Origin of the sequence: Brachyspira suanatina, assembly GCF_001049755.1 — a bacterium.
GTDB lineage: Bacteria > Spirochaetota > Brachyspiria > Brachyspirales > Brachyspiraceae > Brachyspira > Brachyspira suanatina.
In genome coordinates, this window is sequence record NZ_CVLB01000001.1 from 1,047,845 (window position 1) to 1,066,848 (window position 19,004).

The following is a 19,004-nucleotide window of genomic DNA, read 5'->3' on the forward strand; positions in this document are numbered from 1 at the left end:
TTTACGGACTTGGGTTATGAGTAAAATAAAGATACTGACAATAGTAGATATGCAAAATGATTATATGGAAGGCGGCCCTATGGCTGTTAAAGGTGCTGCTAAATTAGTGCCCGTTATAAATGATCTTATAAAAAATGGAGAGTATGATGCTATAATTGCAACTCAGGATTGGCATCCTTCCAATCATATATCTTTTGCTTCAACTCATGAAAAAGAGCCTTTTTCAAAAATTAAAGTTATAGATCAAGATACAGGAGATGAAGAGATTCTTACTTTATGGCCTCGTCATTGTGTTGCTAGGACTTATGGTTCTGCTATAGTTGATGGACTTAGAAAGAAGAGAGATTACATATATGTTCAAAAGGGAGTTGATCCTGATGATGAAGGTAACTCCGGATTTTCTTATATGCATAAAGAGTTTATAGATGCTGCAAGAGAAAATAAAGAAACTTTAGTTCTTGATTTTGTTGGGGTTGCTCTTGATTACTGTGTATTTTTTACAGCAAGAGACACTGCTGAATATGTAGCTTCTATAGATGCAGAATATTTAGTAAGTGTAAATGTACTTGAATATGCTTCTGCTGCGGTTAATCCCGAATCTATTGAGGGTTTATATACTTCTTGTCCTCTTATCAATCTTAAAAAGGTTAGATTGTGAAAATTATTAGGCTTGAAAAAAAATCTAATTTTAATAAAGCCTATATTTATAAAAGCCCTATTGGTGATTTAATACTAACTGCTGATGAAACTTATCAATATATTACATCATTGGAATTTAATTTAAATAATATAAATATATCATTAAATGATGAAGAGCCATCTATAATAAAGAAAGCAAAAAAAGAATTAGATGATTATTTTTCAAATGGTTTAAAAAAATTTTCTCTGCCTTTAGCTGTATATGGTACAGATTTTCAATATAATGTTTGGATGGAAACTTCAAAAATACCTTTCGGAAAAGTTGTTACATATTCTGATATAGCAAGAAATATTTCAGATAAAAAGGGAAGCATATCAAGAGCAGTAGGTACAGCTGAGGGAAAAAACAAAATAGCTATTATAATACCTTGTCATAGAGTTGTAGGAGTAAATAAAAAATTAACAGGATATGCAGGCGGACTTAATAAAAAAGAATATTTACTAAAGCATGAAGGTTTTAATATAGTTAATTCTAAAATTATAATGAAGTAGGTTGATCTTATATGCTTAAAAAAACTTATAAAACAAATAGGCTTTTTCTAGTTCAGCCTAATGTAAATATCGCTTCTGAGATAGTTGATTTTTACAGCAGAAATAAAGAGTTTTTTAAAGAGTTTGATCCTCAAAGACCTGATGTATTTTATAAGGTTAATACTCATAAAGATATAATAAAAAGAGAGCTTGAAGAAGTTAAATATAAAAGAATGCTTAAATTTTGGATTTATAAAATAGAAGATAAAAAAAGAATTATAGGAATGATTAATTTCACTAATATTTCTATGGGGGCTTTTTTATCATGTACGGTTGGTTACAAATTAGATGAATTTGAACAGCATAAAGGTTATATGACAGAAGCACTTAAAGCAGCCATAATAATAGTATTTAAAGAACTGAAACTTCATAGAATAGAGGCTAATATAATGCCTCATAATAAACCTTCTTTGGAATTGGCTAAAAGACTTGGCTTTGAATATGAGGGACTTGCCAAAAAATATTTAAAAATTAACGGCAAATGGGAAGATCATGTTCATATGACTATAATAAATGATGAAGTATAAAATACTTGTTTTAATATAAAAAAATCTTTGAAACTATAGAATTATGTTTATTAATTTCTATAAATTCGCATAAAAATATATAAAATTATATCTTTAAAATCTTTACAAATTAAATATTATTTGTATAATATACGGCGAAAAATAAATTCTTAAGAGGTGTATAAATGTCTGTAAAATGTGTTTGGTGCGGAAAAAATGTAGAAGAAATACAAGGGCAGGCTACTATGGATACATGCGATGAATGCGAGGATTTTTTTGAAGAGCATATTGATGATATAGCAGAATCTTTAAATGAGATTCTTAAAAAAAATGAATCTTCATCGTCTAAACCTACAGAAAAAAAGGCTTGGATCAGCTATTCTCTTATAACAGCTATTCATATGCTTAGCTCCAAACCTTATATAGAATTTAAAGACTCTAAATATAAAGATTTAATTTCAGGTGATAAAAAATGAGAACATTATATATAATAACTTTGGTATTTTTTTGTTTTACTGCTAGCTTAAGACCTAAAACTCAGGAAAATTTCTATTGCGAATACTGCGGTAATAAATTTAGTTCTGTGAAATTATTAACTTCCCAAAATTGTATGCGTTATCCTGAAGGAAATTATAAAGGTAAGCATAAACTTTATGAAGGCATTGAAAAAGATGAATATACTTGTAAATACTGCGGTAATCAATATAAAACTATAAAACAATTAACTTCAGCAAAATGTATGCGTCATCCAAATGGTAATTATAAAGGATATCATTCTCCTGCTTTATAATATTAAAAACTTAATAATTTATTAGAATTAAATTTTAGAGGAACATATGTTTGATAATGAAAAAGAAGAAGAAAAGGTATTTGAACCTGAAATAGTTAATAATGATGAGCCTGATAAAAATAAATCTTTAAATTCTATACTTTCTTGGATTCCATTTGTACTTGCTTTGATATACACAGTTTCTCCTGTTGATTTTATTCCTGATGTTATACCTATTGCTGGTTGGGGAGAAGATGCCATGTTTTTAATAGTATCCGCTTTGCATGGCATTCAAAATACTGTTTTAGATAAAGATACATCTATATATAAAATAATTAAATATATAAAATGGGCTTCGTTTATATTAACTGTAATATTTATACTTATATTAGTACTTCTTATAGTATTAGTTTTTAAAGTTTCATCTAATTAATGATTATATATGCTATAATTTTCTATGTTAACTAAAAATTATAAATTCCGATTATAAGATAGTTAGAATATATTTTAAAGATAGAAAGATGGAAGAGATAAATAAATATTGGAATGAATTTTTAGATATTATAAGTGAAGATGATGAATTTGCAGGTGTTGCTTTACTCAAAGGCAGTGTTATTGTAGCTGATGATGAGAATAAAGCTGATATAGTATGTTCAGGAGATTTTACAGCAGCACATATAAAAAAAGATTTTTTAGGAAGAATAAAAGATTTTTTTGAAGATAAGTTAGGCCATAATATAGATTTGGATGTTAAAGTAGATGCTGAACTTGTTGATAAATATTTACATGTAGAAGAAATTGAGGAACCAGTTGATAATACTCATAATATTGAAAATCCTTCTAATAAAAATGTATTAGATGTTTCCAAAAAAGAAAATGCTTATAATAAAAGCAATTTAAATGATTATTTCAGATTTGATAATTTTATACAGGGAAATAATAATAAATATGTATTTGCAGCGGCCAAATATGTATCATCTAATCCTGGTAAAGAATATAACCCACTTTATATATATGGAAGTGTAGGCATAGGAAAGACGCATTTACTTCAGGCTATAGGCAATAGTTATATGCAAAGCAATCCTAATGCTAAAGTTCTTTATATAGACGGAAGCGGTTTCAGAGATGAATATGTATCAGGACTTCAGAATAAAAAACCAGAAATTTTCAAGAAAAGATATAAATCTTTAGATATGCTTTTATTAGATGATTTACAGCTTCTTGAAAGTGCTCAGGAAACATCTAAAGAGCTATTTGAAATATTTCAGGCTTTGGATAATGCTTCAAAACAGATGGTATTTGTAAGTGATAAGCCTCCTAAAGAGTTAAGAAACATAGAAGCAAGATTAAAAAATAGATTTGAAAAGAGCCTTATTCTTTCAATAGAGCCTCCTCAATATGAAACTAGACTAGCCATAATAGAAAGAAAGCTATTCGATTTGCATACAAGTATAGATGAAGAAGTTATGAAATATATGGCTGAAAATATTACAACAGATGTTAGAAAGATTGAAGGAGCAATAAGGGCGTATTTATCGGTTAGGGATTTAATGAAAATAACTCCTGATATAGAGCAATGCGAAAAACTTGATATATTTAAAGATTATTTCACAAATAAGCCTAAATTGAAGAATGCTACTATAAAAGAGATAAAAAAGATAGTGGCAGATTATTATGGTGTAGAAATATCATCTTTTGAAAGCAAAGATAGAACGAAATTTATATCTAAAGCTAGGCATGTTGCCATATATTTAGCATGCGAATATTCTAAAAAATCGGTTACAGAAATAGGGCTTGATTTTAACAGAGATCATGCTTCTGTAATACATGCCAGAGATAAAGTTAAAGATGAGTTGAAAACAGGCTCACATTTATACTCAGAAATCAATGATATAATAGCAGGAATATCATAAAATTATTCAAATAATCTGTAAAAAAACGATTGACTTTTATAAGATTTTATATATAATTTAATAGTATTATTAAATTAATACAATTTTTCATAAACCTCCTTATCACCCTGATGTCTTTTATCCAGGGTGATACTTTTTTAACCTAAATTCTTTTTTAACTGTTCAAAATTATCATCATAATACTTTTATTATATTGATATGTATAATAATAATACATAATCGAATATTTTTTCTGTATAAAAATGATACATTTAATATTATATATTTGTATATTTGCATATAATTAAAAATTACATATATATTTTAGTATGTTTTTGTATTATACTAAATAGTATATCATAATACATTAGTGTATTATTAGCAGTTTTTTACTATTTATATGTTTTATATGTAGTGTATTAACTTGTTGTTTTTAATCAAATATATTATTTAAACTTTATATATAAGAAAATAATTAAGAAATAATATAGAAGACTTTAATTATTGGCACATTTATTGCATATATTAGTAGTATAAAGTTGAGAATATTAAAAGTCATAAAATAATAGTTAATTAAAAGGAGAATAAATGGAAGAAGAAATAAAAGAAAACAGTGAAGATAAAGAGGAAGAAAATACAGAAGCAGAGGCTGTTGAAAATAATGAGCAATCAGAAGAGAATGCTGAAAATAATAATGAGGAAGATGAAATAACTGCTTTGAAAAAAAGAATAGAAGAATTAGAAAATGAATCTGCTGATATGAAAAATAAATATATGTATGCTATGGCAGAGGCAGAAAATATAAGAAAAAGAACTGCTAAAGAAAAAACTGACAGCATAAAAAGAGCAAATAAAGGCTTATTATTATCTCTTTTGACTTTTATGGATAATTTTGAAAGAGCATTGAAAGCAGGCGAGCAAGATTCTAATGTTCAGGGCAGTGAATACTATAAAGGCATAGAATTAATACATAAACAGTTTATAGACTTTATGCATGACAATGGAGTTACTGAAATAGAGTCTTTAGGTGAGGAATTTGATCCTAATGTACATGAAGCATTAACTATGATTGAAGTTCCTGATATAGATAAGGAAAAGGTTGTTGAAGTTTATGCTAAAGGTTATAAATTGAATGATGAACTTTTGAGAACAGCTAAAGTGGTAGTTGGAAAGCCGGCTGCTGCTAAAGAATAAATAAATTAATTAGGAGATTTTATGGCACATATTCAACTTTTTAGAGCTTATTACGAGCCGAAAGCAGACAAAAAAGAAAACATACAGCATATAAACAGAGTTCTTCAGGATTTAAGTGATGCAATAAATAATCATATTAAAGACAAAGAAGTAATCAATGTTGACCTTACTACTTCACATTTAGGTAATGGTCATACTGAATATGTTGTTAGCGTTCTGACGAAGGACTAATAACAAATAATATATAAACAATTTAAAATATATAAATATTAATTTTAATATTAAAAGATTTAGTAATATTGAATAAAAGGAGAAATTTATTATGAGTAAAATAATTGGAATAGATTTAGGAACAACAAATTCATGTGTATCAGTAATGGAAGGCGGTAAGCCTGTAGTAATAACAAATGCTGAAGGAAACAGAACAACTCCTTCTGTAGTAGCATTTACAAATAAAGGCGAAGTATTAGTAGGACAGCCTGCTAAAAACCAAATGGTAACTAACCCAGAAAATACAATCTTCTCTATTAAAAGATTTATGGGTAACACTTATGCTGAAGTAACAGAAGAGCGTTCAAGAATGCCTTATACTGTTATAGAAGACGGCGGAAAAGTAAAAATTAAAACTTTAGAAGGAAACTTCACTCCTCAGGAAATAAGTGCAAGAATACTTCAAAAGATGAAACAAACAGCAGAAGAATATTTAGGTGAAACTGTAACAGATGCAATCATTACAGTACCTGCATACTTCAATGACAGCCAAAGACAATCTACTAAAGATGCTGGACGTATTGCTGGACTTAATGTATTAAGAATAATAAATGAACCTACTGCTGCAGCTTTAGCTTATGGTATGGAGAAAAAGAAAGATGAAAAAATCGCAGTTTATGACTTGGGTGGCGGTACTTTCGATATATCTATACTTGAATTAGCTGACGGTGTATTTGAAGTAAAAAGTACAAATGGTGATACTCACTTGGGTGGTGATGACTTCGACCAAGCTATTATCGATTGGTTAATAGATGAGTTTAAGAAAGATACAGGCGTTGACTTGAACAATGATAAAATGGCTTTACAGAGATTAAAAGAAGCTGCTGAAAAAGCTAAAAAAGAAGTTTCAAGTTCATTACAAACTGATATTAACTTGCCATACTTGACAGCAGATGCATCAGGTCCTAAACACTTGAATGTATCTTTATCAAGAGCAAAATTTGAGGATTTAGTAAGAGATTTAGTAGAAAAAACTCGTATCCCATGTGAAAAAGCATTGAAAGATGCAGGACTTTCTACTAGCGATATAGATGAAGTTATACTTGTTGGAGGTTCTACAAGAGTACCTTTAGTACAGGAAACAGTTAAAAACATATTTGGAAAAGAACCAAATAAAAGCGTAAACCCAGACGAAGCAGTAGCAATGGGTGCTGCAGTACAAGGCGGTATCATTAAAGGTGATGTTAAAGACGTTCTTCTTCTTGACGTTACTCCGCTTTCACTTGGTATTGAAACAGAAGGTTCAGTAATGACTGTTTTAATCAACAGAAACACTACTATACCTACAAATAAAAAACAAGTATTCTCTACAGCAGCAGACAATCAATCATCTGTAACTATTAGAGTATTACAAGGTGAAAGAAAAATGGCTAATGACAACAGAGAGCTTGGAAGATTTGACTTGGTAGGAATACCACCTGCACCAAGAGGAGTACCACAAATTGAAGTTTCATTTGATATTGACGCTAACGGTATCGTACATGTTACAGCTAAAGATTTAGGTACTGGTAAAGAGCAGAAAATAACAATAGCTTCTTCAAGCGGATTAAGCGAAGATGAAATAAACAAAATGGTTCAGGACGCTGAAAAACATGCTGAAGAAGATAAGAAGAAAAAAGAGGAAGTTGAAGCTAAAAACAATGCTGATCATATGATTTATCAGACAGAAAAATTATTGAAAGAAAACGGCGATAAATTACAGCCATCAGATAAGTCTGAAATTGAATCAAAAATGAGTGCATTGAAATCAGCAGTAGATTCTAATAATACAGACAATATTAAAAGAGCTACAGACGATTTACAAGCAGCATGGAGCAAAGCTTCAGAGGCACTTTATAAACAAGCAGGAGCACAGCAGCAAGCACAGCCTGATGCAGGACAGCAAGCACAGCAAAATAACAGCCAAGATTCAGGCAGAAAAGATGACGGCGTAGTTGATGCTGATTATGAAGTTGTTGATGATAATGACAAAAAATAATATAGATAAAAAGTAAAAGTTGAATATATAAAGTCTAATGGGCGGTTGGAAGTTAATTTTTAAGGTTTGATTTTCAGCCGCCTATATTTTTATGAAGTATATAAAATGATTGAGTTATTAGAAGCTATTAAAAATAATGATTTTGAAAGAGTAAAAGTTTTTATATCAAATGGTGCTGATGTTAATATAAAAAACAGATATGGTAATACTCCTTTAAATACAGCTTCAGGATTTGGTTATTTTTAAATTGTTAAATATTTGATAGAGCATAATGCTGAAAATACTGATGCTTTGATTATGGCTTCTATGAACGGACATGAAAAAATAGTGAAATATTTAATAGAGCAGGGAGCAGATGTTGATATTCAAGATGAAAGAGGCGAAACTGCTTTAATAAATGCATCACAAAATGGGCATTATAATATTGTTAAATGTTTAATAGATAATGGGGCTAAAATTGATATAAAAGATAATGGATATCAAACGGCTTTAATGTATGCATCAAATAATGGTTATTTGGAAATTGTTAAGTATTTAATCGACAAAGGTGCAGATATTGATAATGAAAATAGGGACGGAGATACTGCTTTAGTATATGCTTCTGAAAATGGATATTTTGATATAGTTAAATATTTAATAGAATTAGGAACAGATGTTAATATGAGAGATTATTCATATCGAACGGCTTTAGTATATGCATCTGGGAATGGACATTTAGATATAGTGAAATATTTAGTTTCAAAAGGAGCAGACATAAATATAATAGGTGATAAATACGGAATAACACCTTTAAGCAATGCAGCAAAAAATGGACATTTAGAAGTTGTTAAATATTTGCTTGAAAATAAAGTCAATGTGAAAAATGATAGGCATGCTTTAAATGACGCTTTAAAAAACGGACATTATGAAATTGCTGAGTTATTAAAAAATTATAAATAATTTAAATATATTTTTTGTTCTTTGATAATTTTTTATAAATTTATGTTTTAATATATTTAAAAATTGGAACTATAAAAATGTTTCTAAAAATGTTTTTTTATGTTATAATAGTTGCCAATAAAAAATCAAGGTAAAAAAGTGAAAAATAGTTTTATAGCTTTTATAAAGAGAAAAAACGAATCCATTCATACAACAGAAACTATATACATAGCTTCTATACTTACTTTAGTTGGCGGATTTGTTGATGCTTATACTTATATTACCAGAGATGGAGTATTCGCTTATGCTCAAACTGGCAATATGATATTTTTTGCTATGCATTTGGCAAAGAAGGAATTCGCAGATACTATGCATTACTTAATACCTATTTTAGTTTTTGTTGTTGGTATTTGGACTGCTTTATATATAAAAAAAGTTTTAAATAAAAAAAAGTTAATGGAATTAGAATATGTTATTATACTAATGGCTGCTGTTATACTTTTTATAGTTGGTTTTTTACACAAGGGTATTTCAAATATTGTAGTTGTTAGTGTTATATCATTTATGTCAGCAACTTTGATGATAACTTTCAATAAGGTTGAAGGACTTGCTTATGTTACAAATATGTGCACAGGTAATTTGAAATCAGCTTCTGATAATTTATTTAGATTTTTATTTAATAAGGATAAGACTGGTTTAAAAAATGGAGTTATATATTTAACGATTCTATTTTCATTTACTTTAGGTGCTTTTTTAGGAAGTTTTTTTACTAATATTTTTGGTATTAGATCTATATGGATTGCTTCTGGATTATTATTTATTGTTGAAAGTTTAATGTTTTTTGAAAAATAAATGTATTGGTAATTTTTTATATAATTAAAGGATATTTATTATGGATAAAGATTATTATAAAATACTTGATGTTACTATATTTTCAAGCAATGAAAAGATAAAAAAATCTTATAGAGAATTGGCTATGAAATATCATCCGGATAGAAATCCTGGTGATGAAAATGCTCATAATATGTTTGTAGATATAAATGAAGCTTATGAGATTTTATCTAATAAAGATACTCGTATGCAGTATAATATTAAATATTTATCTTCCAATAAATATGTTGTTGGAGGTTTGGCTGCTGCAGGAGTAGGATTAGGTTTAATATTAAGCAGAAGAAGAAAATGATTTTTAATATTTAGAATAGATAATTTTATTAAGAGGATATGATAAATGGCAGAAAAAAGAGACTATTACGAAGTATTAGGAGTGGCAAAGACTGCTACTAATGATGAAATAAAAAAAGCATACAGAAAATTGGCTATGCAGTATCACCCTGATAGGAATCCTGGAAATAAAGAAGCTGAAGATAAATTTAAAGAAGCTACAGAGGCTTATGAAATATTATCTGATGAGAAAAAAAGAGCCCAATACGATCAATTTGGTTTCCAAGGAGTTCATAGTGATTTTGCTGATGCTTATGGCAGAGGTGGTTTTGACTTCTCATCAATGTTCGGCGGTGGCGGCGGATTTGGTGATTTAGATGATATATTCAGTTCATTTTTTGGTGGTGGATTTTCTGGAAGAGGATCAAGATCTCAAAGACGTGGAAATGATATAAGGCATGATGTTACTTTATCTTTAGAGGATGCTGTTTTTGGTAAAAAAATGGAAATCAAATTAGATAAAAATGATATTTGTGATGTTTGTCATGGTACAGGAGCAGAACCTGGAACTAAAACTCAAACATGTCCTACTTGCGGAGGAAGCGGAGAGGTTAGAATGGCTCAAGGATTCTTCAGTGTAAGAAGAACATGTAATAGATGTAATGGAAGTGGTTCTATAGTTACAACACCTTGTAAAAATTGCCGTGGAACTGGTACAGTGAAGAAAGTTAAAACTATCTCTGTTAATATTCCTAAAGGTATTGAAGATAATACTCAGCTTAGAGTAAGCGGAGAAGGAGAGGCTATAGGCGGAGGAGTAGCAGGAGATTTATATCTATATATACATGTTAGTCCTCATCCTTACTTTGTGAGAGATGGTATAGATTTGGTAACAGAAGTAGGAATCAATATTGCACAGGCAGCATTGGGTGCTGATATTTATATACAAACTTTAGATAAAAAGAAAGTTAAAATAAAAATTCCAGCAGGAACTAATAGCGGACAAATATTTAAATTAAAAGGAAGTGGGGCAACTCATATAAACAGATCCGGAAGAGGTGATTTACTTGTTGTAGTTAATATAGATGTTTCATCTAAATTATCTGCTGAAGAAAAAAGATTGTTTAATGAGCTTAAAAAGGTTATGCCTTCTAATGATGAACCTACTTTAAGAAAACCTAATAAAAGTAATTGGTAATAGTAAATTAATAATTACAATAATTATAAAAAGGGGGGATTATCCTCCTTTTTTAATTATGGCTGAAATTAGAGATTAATTCTAATATTTCATCTGTATTTTGCATTTCATCTATTGATGACATAAATAATTCATAAGATTTTTTATTTTCTGTCATTTTTTTTATTTTTGATATTATTGATATTGGATTTTTAGAATTGTATATCAATGCATTTTTATCATCTACAGCTATTTCAGCAGATGAGCTTTTAGCGTCTATTATAGGCAATGTTTTATAATGCCAAGCTGCTATTAACTGAGTATAGAAAGAATCTTTGATATTATGTATTATCATAGCATTTGAGGTTTCTATTTCTTTTCCTATATTTGAATTATCATATTCATCTATGAATTCTATATATTGTTCTATAGCTAATTTATGAATATTTTCTTTTAATTCTTTGTCATATCCTATTATTTTTAGTTTATATATATCATCGCTTTCTTTCAAATACTGTGCATAAGCTGCTGTACATTTGAAAATACTATCTTCTTTATTATAGAATATTATTATTGATTTGTCTTTTTCTTTTTTATTGTTATTAATAAATATATATGGTGAAAAATAAGGCTGTATTATTTCTATATTTTTTATATCTTTATGTAGATATAATAGTCTTTCCCTTGTTTTTTTACTTCCGCATATTATTATATCAATATTATCAGTATGCTCATAATCCAATTTCATAAGTCTTTTATCTATTAATTTTGTTTTACTATCTTTTTTTTCTTGAAAATATAAATGATTTTGGAAATTTAAAGTATACCATACTATTATAGGCAATTTATTAACTCTTTTTTTTATCAAAATATTTTTAGTCATAGATGCTATTATATTCATAGGAAAATCTATAGCTATGATAGCATCAGCATTTTCAGCGATATTTGCTATATCTTTTGCTGACTTTTTGAAAAATAATAAAGATAAATGTTTTCTTGCAATATAAGCTGGAAAGTTTTTTGGAAATGATTTTGAAAATACTGTTATTCTTATAGATGATTTATAGAAATGTTCTACCATATTAAGCATAAATTGATTAGATTTATCTTTTATATTGCTGGCATTAGATATTAGTACAATAATTTCTTTCATTTTTTATCCGTCATAATTAAAATATACCAAATCCCATTCCGATATTTGAAATGATAAATAAGGACTTGTTATGAAAATAAATAAAATTATATTTATAATTTTTACTATATATATTTCGGCATATTCTAGAGATATTTTACAATATCATAGTGTAATGAATGATAGAAATGCAAATATCACTTTAGAAAATATATCTGTAAATGCAAATAAAATTACTTTAGATATAAATACACAAAATAATTTAAATAAGGAATTAGATAAAGTTAGAAAATTTGTACAAGATGGTAATTTTTTTGAAGCAATCAATTTATGTAATGCTTTAGAAACTAATTATAAAGATTATTATGAAATATATTATCTTAGAGGACTTTCATATTATAGACGGGCTGATCTTTATTATGCCTCTTTAGATTTAAAAAAACTTTTATCATTATATATAGAAGAAAAAGATTATGATTCTGTTTATAGTTTGATTTTTGAGTTTTTTGATACTATTAATGAATATGAGGAAACTTTAAAATCCTGCATCACAGCTTATAAAACAACTAATAATCCATATTGGCTTTTTTTAGCTGGTAATTCTGCTTTAAAAAATGGTGATGTTAAGAGTGCTGATTATTATTATAATGCCTGTATGAAGCAGAATAATTCTTATGCTAATGAAGGATTCGGAGATATAAGCTATTTAAATAAGCAGTATGACAATGCTATAGATAATTACAGAAAGGTAAGATATTCTAATAACGAAGAAAAAATTAGAATTCAAACAAAAATAAGTAATGCTGTAGTAAAAAAAGAAATATATGCTTGGGATAGAAGTTTTTTATCACAAAATTATACAAATGCCATAAGTATACTAAATAATATTTCTTCATATTCTAAAGATTATCCAGAAATAACAGTAGGTTTGGCTAAAACATATTTTGCTTTAGAAGATTATAATAATGCCAAAAGTATATTATTAAAACTTATTTCATCTGTAAAAGATTTTGATGAGGCTTATGCTATATTAGCCCAAATATATTTATATGAAAAAAATGAAACTGAAGCTATAAAAATAATAGAAAGAGGATTAGAATATACATATAATAAACCTAGATTATATGAAACATTTGCTTCTATGCTTTATGATTTAGGGTATAGTTATTATCCAGATAGAATAATCTCTCAAATTCTAAATTTGTATAATATTTCTGATGAAAATAAAATTGATTATAGTAAGAGTTTAATAATACAAAAAAGATATGATGAAGCTTCTAAATTATTAAAATCTGTAGAATATTATAAAGATATTGCAAATAGCTTATTAAATAATATTGAATATAATAAAATATTAGATAAAGCAGAGTTGTTAAAGCAGCAAAAGTATTATGTTGATATAATGCAGCTTCTTTCTAAATATAAATTTGAAGGAAATGAGGAACAGCTTAGAATAGGCTATATTGCTGATGCTTATAATAATTTAGGTTCTATAGATGAAGCTATAAATATATTGAAAGAAAATTTTAATGCTAATACAATAAGTGTTAATAATGTATTTTTACTTAGAAAGTTATTAGGTATCAGAGCTTCAAACAATGATACATCAGCTTATCAAAAAGAGAGAGATGCTATAGATATAAGGGCTACTGAATATTGGGAAGAGGAATTAAAATTACATTTGAATTTGGTAACAGATAGGGTATTTGAATTTATTAAATTTAATCAATTTGATGAGGCTTTAGCTTATATATCTGATTTGAGAAATAAAAATTATGATGTTGCATATATAAAACAGATTGAGTCAACAACTTATGGGCTTTATGCAGCATATTTGTATAAGAATAAAAGATATGAAGAAGCAACCAAGACTGCCGCTTTAGCTGTTAGGAGAAATAGAAGCAATTATGATGCCATTGCTGTTCAAAATGAAATGTATATAGATTCTTATTTAAGTTCTATTGGCTATTATGACAATATAAGTGCTTATGTAAGTTTATCTTCTACTATGAAAGAAGTTTTAAGAATTTCTCCTGCATATATAGAAAATAGAATAAAACTTGCTGAAGCATACATATATGAATATAATATAGAAGGATTCAATATAATTAATAGAATTACTGAATATATTAATGTTAATGGCGGAAAGGATTTATTATTGGGAATGGCGTATAATAGAGCTTATTTATATGAGTATTCACTTTTATCTTATAACAGAGCTTTAAAATATCTAAATGTTAATCCTATATATATAGCTGAAAGTGCTGTTAATATAGAAAATTATAATCCTTATTCTAACGATCTTAAAAGATTAATTACTGAAAATGCAAATAATCCTGATAAGCTTTATGCTGTTTCAAAGATTTATACCAAAATTGGAAATTATGCTGAAGCTTTAAATATAATTAATAATGCTTTATCATTTGATGCTAATAATATTAATTATCTTTATCAAAGAGCGTATATAAAAGAACTTATGGGAAATAGTAAAGATGCATTATCCGATTATGAAAGTATAATTAGAATGAGAAAGAATTATGCTGCTGCTAATTATAGGGCTGCTTTAGTTTATTTGAATAATTTAAAAAATGATACAAATTCTGAAACCTATGCTTTAAATTATTTGGCATTAGTTCCTGATGATTACAGCGGTTATAAACTTTTAGCAGATATTTATAAATTCAGAGCTGAAAGATATATAGATAGCAATACAAAAAATTTACTTAAAGAGGCTTTAAATAATTATCAAACTGCTTTAAGTAAAGCCGTATGGGGTAGAGATTTAGAAGCTAGAAATATAATATTAAAAGAAATTAATTATATACAAAATAAATTAATAGAATAAATTTACAATTCATTATCATAAAAACTAATAAAGCATAAAGTGCATTCTTAAATCCCGCCCTTTATGCTTTTTTATTTGTTACTAAAAATAAAAGTTTTCATTAATTTTTTTACTTAATTTATAAAAGCATGCCCGCCCAAATTTTGATTATATTTTTTATCCGCATAACGCACGTTGAATGAATATTTATTTATAGTTTAGATTATAATTATTATTCAGTTTATATTTATAATTTTGTTCACCGTGCGATGATGATGTCAATAAATTTAAAAAACATTGGGTGGGCAGCAAAAATAACAGTGGTAGTTAAAAATAAATATAAAGTAGAAATGGCATGTATAAGTAGAAAACCTAAAGGTTGGGATTATATAGTATGTTCTTTATACTTAAAGTAAATTAAGCCTTTTTTCTATAGCTATTCCATAAACTCTATCATCATTTTCTTTTATAGATGCTTCAACACAATCATATATAAACTTTGTAGATTTTTTTAGAGCTGTTTCTATAGTATCGCCTTTTAATATATATCCTAATAAAGAAGAACCAAAAGCATCTCCTGTACCAGGTATGCTTATATTAATTTTAGGATAATAGCTTGTTATTATATTGTTATCTTTATAACATAAGCATCCTATATTTTCATCTTTTGAAACGCTTGTAACTATTACTGTTTTAGGCCCCATTTCAGAGAGCTCTCTAGCCATATCCTTAACTTCTTCTTCATTGTATTTTAGAGAAGGATCTTTTCCTAATAGTATAGCTAATTCTGTGATATTAGGAGTTGCTATATTGGCATATTTTATTAATTCATTCATAGCATTTACATGTTCATCGGACATAGAAGGGTATAGCTTACCATTATCACCAAGTATAGGATCTATTAAGACAGTACCTATATCAAAGTGCTTTATTATATCTACAACAATGGATGGCTGTTTACCAGATGCTATCCATCCTACATAAAAAGCATCAAAAGTAGGTTTTCTTATTTTTAGTTCCTCTACAATTTTTTCTAATTGCTCTGTCAAATCGAATGCACAAAAAGATTCAAAAGCAGTATGATTTGAAAGTATAACACTAACAAGAGGCGAAACTTTTATACCAAAATGCGATAATACAGGTATATTAACTGTTAAAGATGCCTTACCATAAGAGCATAAATCGTTTAGAAGTAGTACATTGAAATTATTATTCATAAATTATTTAAATATAATAAGAGCTTTACTATCGGCAAGAACTTTATATCCGGATATTTGCGCAAAGTATGCAAATTGTTCAAGAGTTATATCATATCTATCTTCAATTTCTTCTTTGGTAACTTTCATTTTTTTACCGCCAGATAAAAAAGAATTAAGTTCAAATCCGCTAGTTCCGAATTTTCTTTCAACTTCTTTTTGAAATGGATTCTTTTTACCTCTTCTCATTTATTGCTCCAAATGATATATTTTTATATAATATCATATAATAATTTTTTTTTCAAATAAATTTTACTAAAAAGCCTATACATAAAATAGTTATTAACAGATTCTATTATGATTTTTTGATAAAAATTAAGTATTTAATCTAATATTACATATATTTTATAAATTGTTTAATATGTATTTTTTATTTATATAAAAAAATCCTATTCATAGATTAATATGAATAGGATTGTATTTTTATATTAACAAATTATTTTATTGTTTAGTCAATTCTACAGCGCTTCCATCTGGTTTAGTATAAGTAGCTTTTGTTTTATCATCACTAAATGTTATTTTATGCTCTTTTATTTCTATTGGATCTACATCATTTTCAAAGAATATTTCTGATATAGTTAAATTATTTCCATTTATTATAGAAGAATAATAATCTCCTGTTGTAGCTGTGTTAATATTGGCATTGTTTTCATTTACATGTAAAGTAATATCTCCTGCAGAATATGTTCCTAAATAAGGAGTAAATAAATCTGATTTCATTAATTCATAAGAATATTCTTTTCCATATATGAAATTTATTTGATAAATTATTCTGTCTTTTTCTAATTTATAAGACATTATAACTTTTTCATTGTTCTTATCATTATGTTCTGATTGTAAAACATTACCGTTCAATGTGAAAGTCATACCAACATTTGTCATTCCTTTGTATCCATATATATTACCATCTTTATCTATAAGTATAGTGTAATTTTTTACTTTTATCTGACCATTATTATCATAAGTTGGTATATAATAATTACCAGCATAATTACCTAATTCTTTGAATTGTTTTATTACTATATAATCTTCATCAGGTTTATTAAAGTCTTCTTTTTCAAAAATATTTTTTCCGCTAAATTTAAGATGATCATCAAAAAGATTAACTTCAATTATTGAATATATTTGGTTATATGTATTACTTAACTGATTATTTCCATTAACATTCATTTCCAATGAATTTCCTGATAAAGTTAATTCATTTACTGGAGTTTTATCTTCACCTATATACAGGCTTCCATTTTCAATTCTAAAAGCAATATGTGTGTAATTTCCATTTGTAAATTCATGAAGATGGTAATATCTTCCATCGTATTTTTTTAGAAAATTAGATATTTCTGAAGGATTTGTTATTAGTGCTTCAGAAGTAGATTTATTTGCACTATTTCCAGAACAACTTACAGCAAATATAATAAATGCTGCTGCTAATAAAAATTTTTTAATCATTTTTTCTCCTTTTTATTAAATAATTATTATTTTTAAGTAAAAAAATAATAAGAATATAACATATTATGATACTTATAAAAAAAATAATATTCTAAGCAAATAAAAAAGTCAATATTTTTATATCTTTTATTTATTATTAATTTTCTAATAGCCTATGCTTATTTATTTAATTCAACAGTTGTTCCATCTGGTTTAGTATAAGTAGCTTTTGTCTTGTCATCGCTAAATACAAATTTATGTTCTTTATTTCCTTCTCTTGAAGAATATTGATATATAATTAAAGTATTTCCAATCATAACAGGGGTATAGCTATATTTAACAGTATTTATTTTTGCATCAGTAGTTTCTATTGTTAAAATTATAGTATTATCTGCTGATTTGTATGTACCGATATATGGACTGAATAAATTATATTTTATTAAAGTTTCATATTGTAATTGATTATTAATCCAAGTATTACCAAATATTAATTTATAATCTTTATTTCCATCTTTATCATAAAAATGTAATTCTTCTTTTATTGAAGTACCGCCTGTTTTTGTGTATGATATTATTAATACATTATTGCTTAATTCAGTTTTTGAATAATTTATTTTTAAATTCTCATCTATATATACTTGTCCAGTTGTATCTATAAGTATATAATATTTTTTTTTATCATCATAATCATAATAATAATAGTTTCCTGTATAAGTTATTAATTCTGATATAGGTTCTCCTATTTTTGTTTCATATCCTGAAGTTGGTTTTTGATAATTTTCTCTGTGAAATATTGCATTAGCGAAAAGATATATGTTTCCATCACTGCCAAAGTTAAAAGTATACATCTCATCATTCATTTCATATCCTAATGCACCAGAGCTTGCTTTTTTGCCTTCTATGTATATTTGAAGTTTATTTCCTACTAACGTTTTCATTGTTGCTTCAACTTTTGTACCATATCCATTGTATATTAAATCTCCATCTATTACATATCTAATTCCAAGGCTATCATCTTCATATCTTGAATAATAAACTCCATTATGTTTTTTTATAAATTCAGATATTTGTGTTTGATCTGTTATTATAACTTCTCCGGGATTTGGATTTGGTCTAGGTGTTGGATCTATAAAACTTCCGTCTCCAATATCAATTTCTTCTTCAGGATTCGGATTAGTTATTGTTGCTGAACAACTTAATATTAATAAAGATATTAATGTTGTTAATAAAATTTTTTTATACATATTGTCTCCTAACAAAAATTATTAAAAA

General features: G+C 26.9%; 21 protein-coding genes. 16 read left to right on the plus strand and 5 right to left on the minus strand.

Annotation, left to right across the window (positions count from 1 at the left end; genetic code table 11):
* Positions 1 to 16: 16 nt before the first annotated feature.
* The 15 genes from BRSU_RS04655 (at position 17) to dnaJ (ending at position 11,116) form a co-directional block, all read left to right on the plus strand.
* A complete protein-coding gene (locus tag BRSU_RS04655) occupies positions 17 to 658 on the plus strand; it encodes an isochorismatase family protein (RefSeq protein ID WP_048594114.1) in 642 nt (213 codons plus the stop codon).
* Positions 655 to 1,191, plus strand: a complete 537-nt coding sequence (locus tag BRSU_RS04660; protein ID WP_048594116.1) for a methylated-DNA--[protein]-cysteine S-methyltransferase — start codon at positions 655 to 657, stop codon at positions 1,189 to 1,191. Before BRSU_RS04655 ends, BRSU_RS04660 begins: the two co-directional genes overlap by 4 nt.
* Positions 1,192 to 1,202: 11 nt before the next feature.
* Positions 1,203 to 1,757 carry a GNAT family N-acetyltransferase gene (locus BRSU_RS04665; RefSeq protein ID WP_048594119.1) on the plus strand — a complete coding sequence of 185 codons (555 nt, stop codon included), beginning with the start codon at positions 1,203 to 1,205 and terminating at the stop codon, positions 1,755 to 1,757.
* Between the two features lie 164 nt (positions 1,758 to 1,921).
* Positions 1,922 to 2,212, plus strand: a complete 291-nt coding sequence (locus BRSU_RS04670) for a hypothetical protein (protein WP_048594121.1) — start codon at positions 1,922 to 1,924, stop codon at positions 2,210 to 2,212.
* On the plus strand, positions 2,209 to 2,526 hold the full coding sequence (locus BRSU_RS04675; protein WP_048594123.1) for a hypothetical protein: 318 nt from the start codon (positions 2,209 to 2,211) through the stop codon (positions 2,524 to 2,526). Before BRSU_RS04670 ends, BRSU_RS04675 begins: the two co-directional genes overlap by 4 nt.
* A gap of 46 nt (positions 2,527 to 2,572) precedes the next feature.
* On the plus strand, positions 2,573 to 2,938 hold the full coding sequence (locus tag BRSU_RS04680) for a YkvA family protein (RefSeq protein ID WP_048594125.1): 366 nt from the start codon (positions 2,573 to 2,575) through the stop codon (positions 2,936 to 2,938).
* A gap of 88 nt (positions 2,939 to 3,026) precedes the next feature.
* The gene (dnaA, locus tag BRSU_RS04685; RefSeq protein ID WP_048594127.1) at positions 3,027 to 4,418 is read left to right on the plus strand and encodes a chromosomal replication initiator protein DnaA; all 1,392 of its coding nucleotides are present in this window, start codon (positions 3,027 to 3,029) and stop codon (positions 4,416 to 4,418) included.
* Positions 4,419 to 4,985: 567 nt separating this feature from the next.
* Complete coding sequence (locus tag BRSU_RS04690) at positions 4,986 to 5,591, plus strand: nucleotide exchange factor GrpE (protein WP_048594129.1); 606 nt, start codon at positions 4,986 to 4,988, stop codon at positions 5,589 to 5,591.
* Between the two features lie 21 nt (positions 5,592 to 5,612).
* Positions 5,613 to 5,822 carry a hypothetical protein gene (locus BRSU_RS04695; protein WP_020063423.1) on the plus strand — a complete coding sequence of 70 codons (210 nt, stop codon included), beginning with the start codon at positions 5,613 to 5,615 and terminating at the stop codon, positions 5,820 to 5,822.
* Positions 5,823 to 5,913: 91 nt separating this feature from the next.
* Positions 5,914 to 7,839 carry a molecular chaperone DnaK gene (dnaK, locus tag BRSU_RS04700; protein WP_048594133.1) on the plus strand — a complete coding sequence of 642 codons (1,926 nt, stop codon included), beginning with the start codon at positions 5,914 to 5,916 and terminating at the stop codon, positions 7,837 to 7,839.
* Positions 7,840 to 7,944: 105 nt separating this feature from the next.
* Positions 7,945 to 8,085: an ankyrin repeat domain-containing protein gene (locus BRSU_RS14310; protein ID WP_083997864.1), complete on the plus strand. Its 141-nt coding sequence runs from the start codon at positions 7,945 to 7,947 to the stop codon at positions 8,083 to 8,085.
* 12 nt (positions 8,086 to 8,097) lie between these two features.
* On the plus strand, positions 8,098 to 8,778 hold the full coding sequence (locus BRSU_RS04705) for an ankyrin repeat domain-containing protein (RefSeq protein ID WP_048594134.1): 681 nt from the start codon (positions 8,098 to 8,100) through the stop codon (positions 8,776 to 8,778).
* A 138-nt stretch (positions 8,779 to 8,916) separates the two neighbouring features.
* A complete protein-coding gene (locus BRSU_RS04710) occupies positions 8,917 to 9,609 on the plus strand; it encodes a YoaK family protein (protein WP_048594135.1) in 693 nt (230 codons plus the stop codon).
* Positions 9,610 to 9,649: 40 nt separating this feature from the next.
* Positions 9,650 to 9,940 carry a DnaJ domain-containing protein gene (locus tag BRSU_RS04715; RefSeq protein ID WP_048594136.1) on the plus strand — a complete coding sequence of 97 codons (291 nt, stop codon included), beginning with the start codon at positions 9,650 to 9,652 and terminating at the stop codon, positions 9,938 to 9,940.
* A 45-nt stretch (positions 9,941 to 9,985) separates the two neighbouring features.
* Positions 9,986 to 11,116 (plus strand): molecular chaperone DnaJ, encoded by a 1,131-nt coding sequence (dnaJ, locus tag BRSU_RS04720; protein ID WP_048594137.1) that lies wholly within the window; start codon positions 9,986 to 9,988, stop codon positions 11,114 to 11,116.
* Between the two features lie 52 nt (positions 11,117 to 11,168).
* Here the strand turns inward: dnaJ and BRSU_RS04725 are convergent, their stop codons facing one another.
* Positions 11,169 to 12,248 (minus strand): glycosyltransferase, encoded by a 1,080-nt coding sequence (locus tag BRSU_RS04725; RefSeq protein ID WP_048594138.1) that lies wholly within the window; start codon positions 12,246 to 12,248, stop codon positions 11,169 to 11,171.
* Positions 12,249 to 12,318: 70 nt separating this feature from the next.
* Between BRSU_RS04725 and BRSU_RS04730 the strand changes: the two genes are divergently transcribed.
* Positions 12,319 to 15,072 (plus strand): tetratricopeptide repeat protein, encoded by a 2,754-nt coding sequence (locus BRSU_RS04730; RefSeq protein ID WP_048594139.1) that lies wholly within the window; start codon positions 12,319 to 12,321, stop codon positions 15,070 to 15,072.
* 386 nt (positions 15,073 to 15,458) lie between these two features.
* Here BRSU_RS04730 and BRSU_RS04735 read toward each other — a convergent pair whose 3' ends face one another.
* From BRSU_RS04735 to BRSU_RS04750, 4 genes are all read right to left on the minus strand, one after another.
* Positions 15,459 to 16,268, minus strand: a complete 810-nt coding sequence (locus BRSU_RS04735; protein ID WP_048594140.1) for a pyridoxamine kinase — start codon at positions 16,266 to 16,268, stop codon at positions 15,459 to 15,461.
* A gap of 3 nt (positions 16,269 to 16,271) precedes the next feature.
* A complete protein-coding gene (locus tag BRSU_RS04740; RefSeq protein ID WP_014487650.1) occupies positions 16,272 to 16,496 on the minus strand; it encodes a hypothetical protein in 225 nt (74 codons plus the stop codon).
* A gap of 252 nt (positions 16,497 to 16,748) precedes the next feature.
* Positions 16,749 to 17,753: a hypothetical protein gene (locus BRSU_RS04745; RefSeq protein WP_048594141.1), complete on the minus strand. Its 1,005-nt coding sequence runs from the start codon at positions 17,751 to 17,753 to the stop codon at positions 16,749 to 16,751.
* 158 nt (positions 17,754 to 17,911) lie between these two features.
* Positions 17,912 to 18,976 (minus strand): hypothetical protein, encoded by a 1,065-nt coding sequence (locus BRSU_RS04750; RefSeq protein WP_048594142.1) that lies wholly within the window; start codon positions 18,974 to 18,976, stop codon positions 17,912 to 17,914.
* Positions 18,977 to 19,004 lie beyond the last annotated feature (28 nt).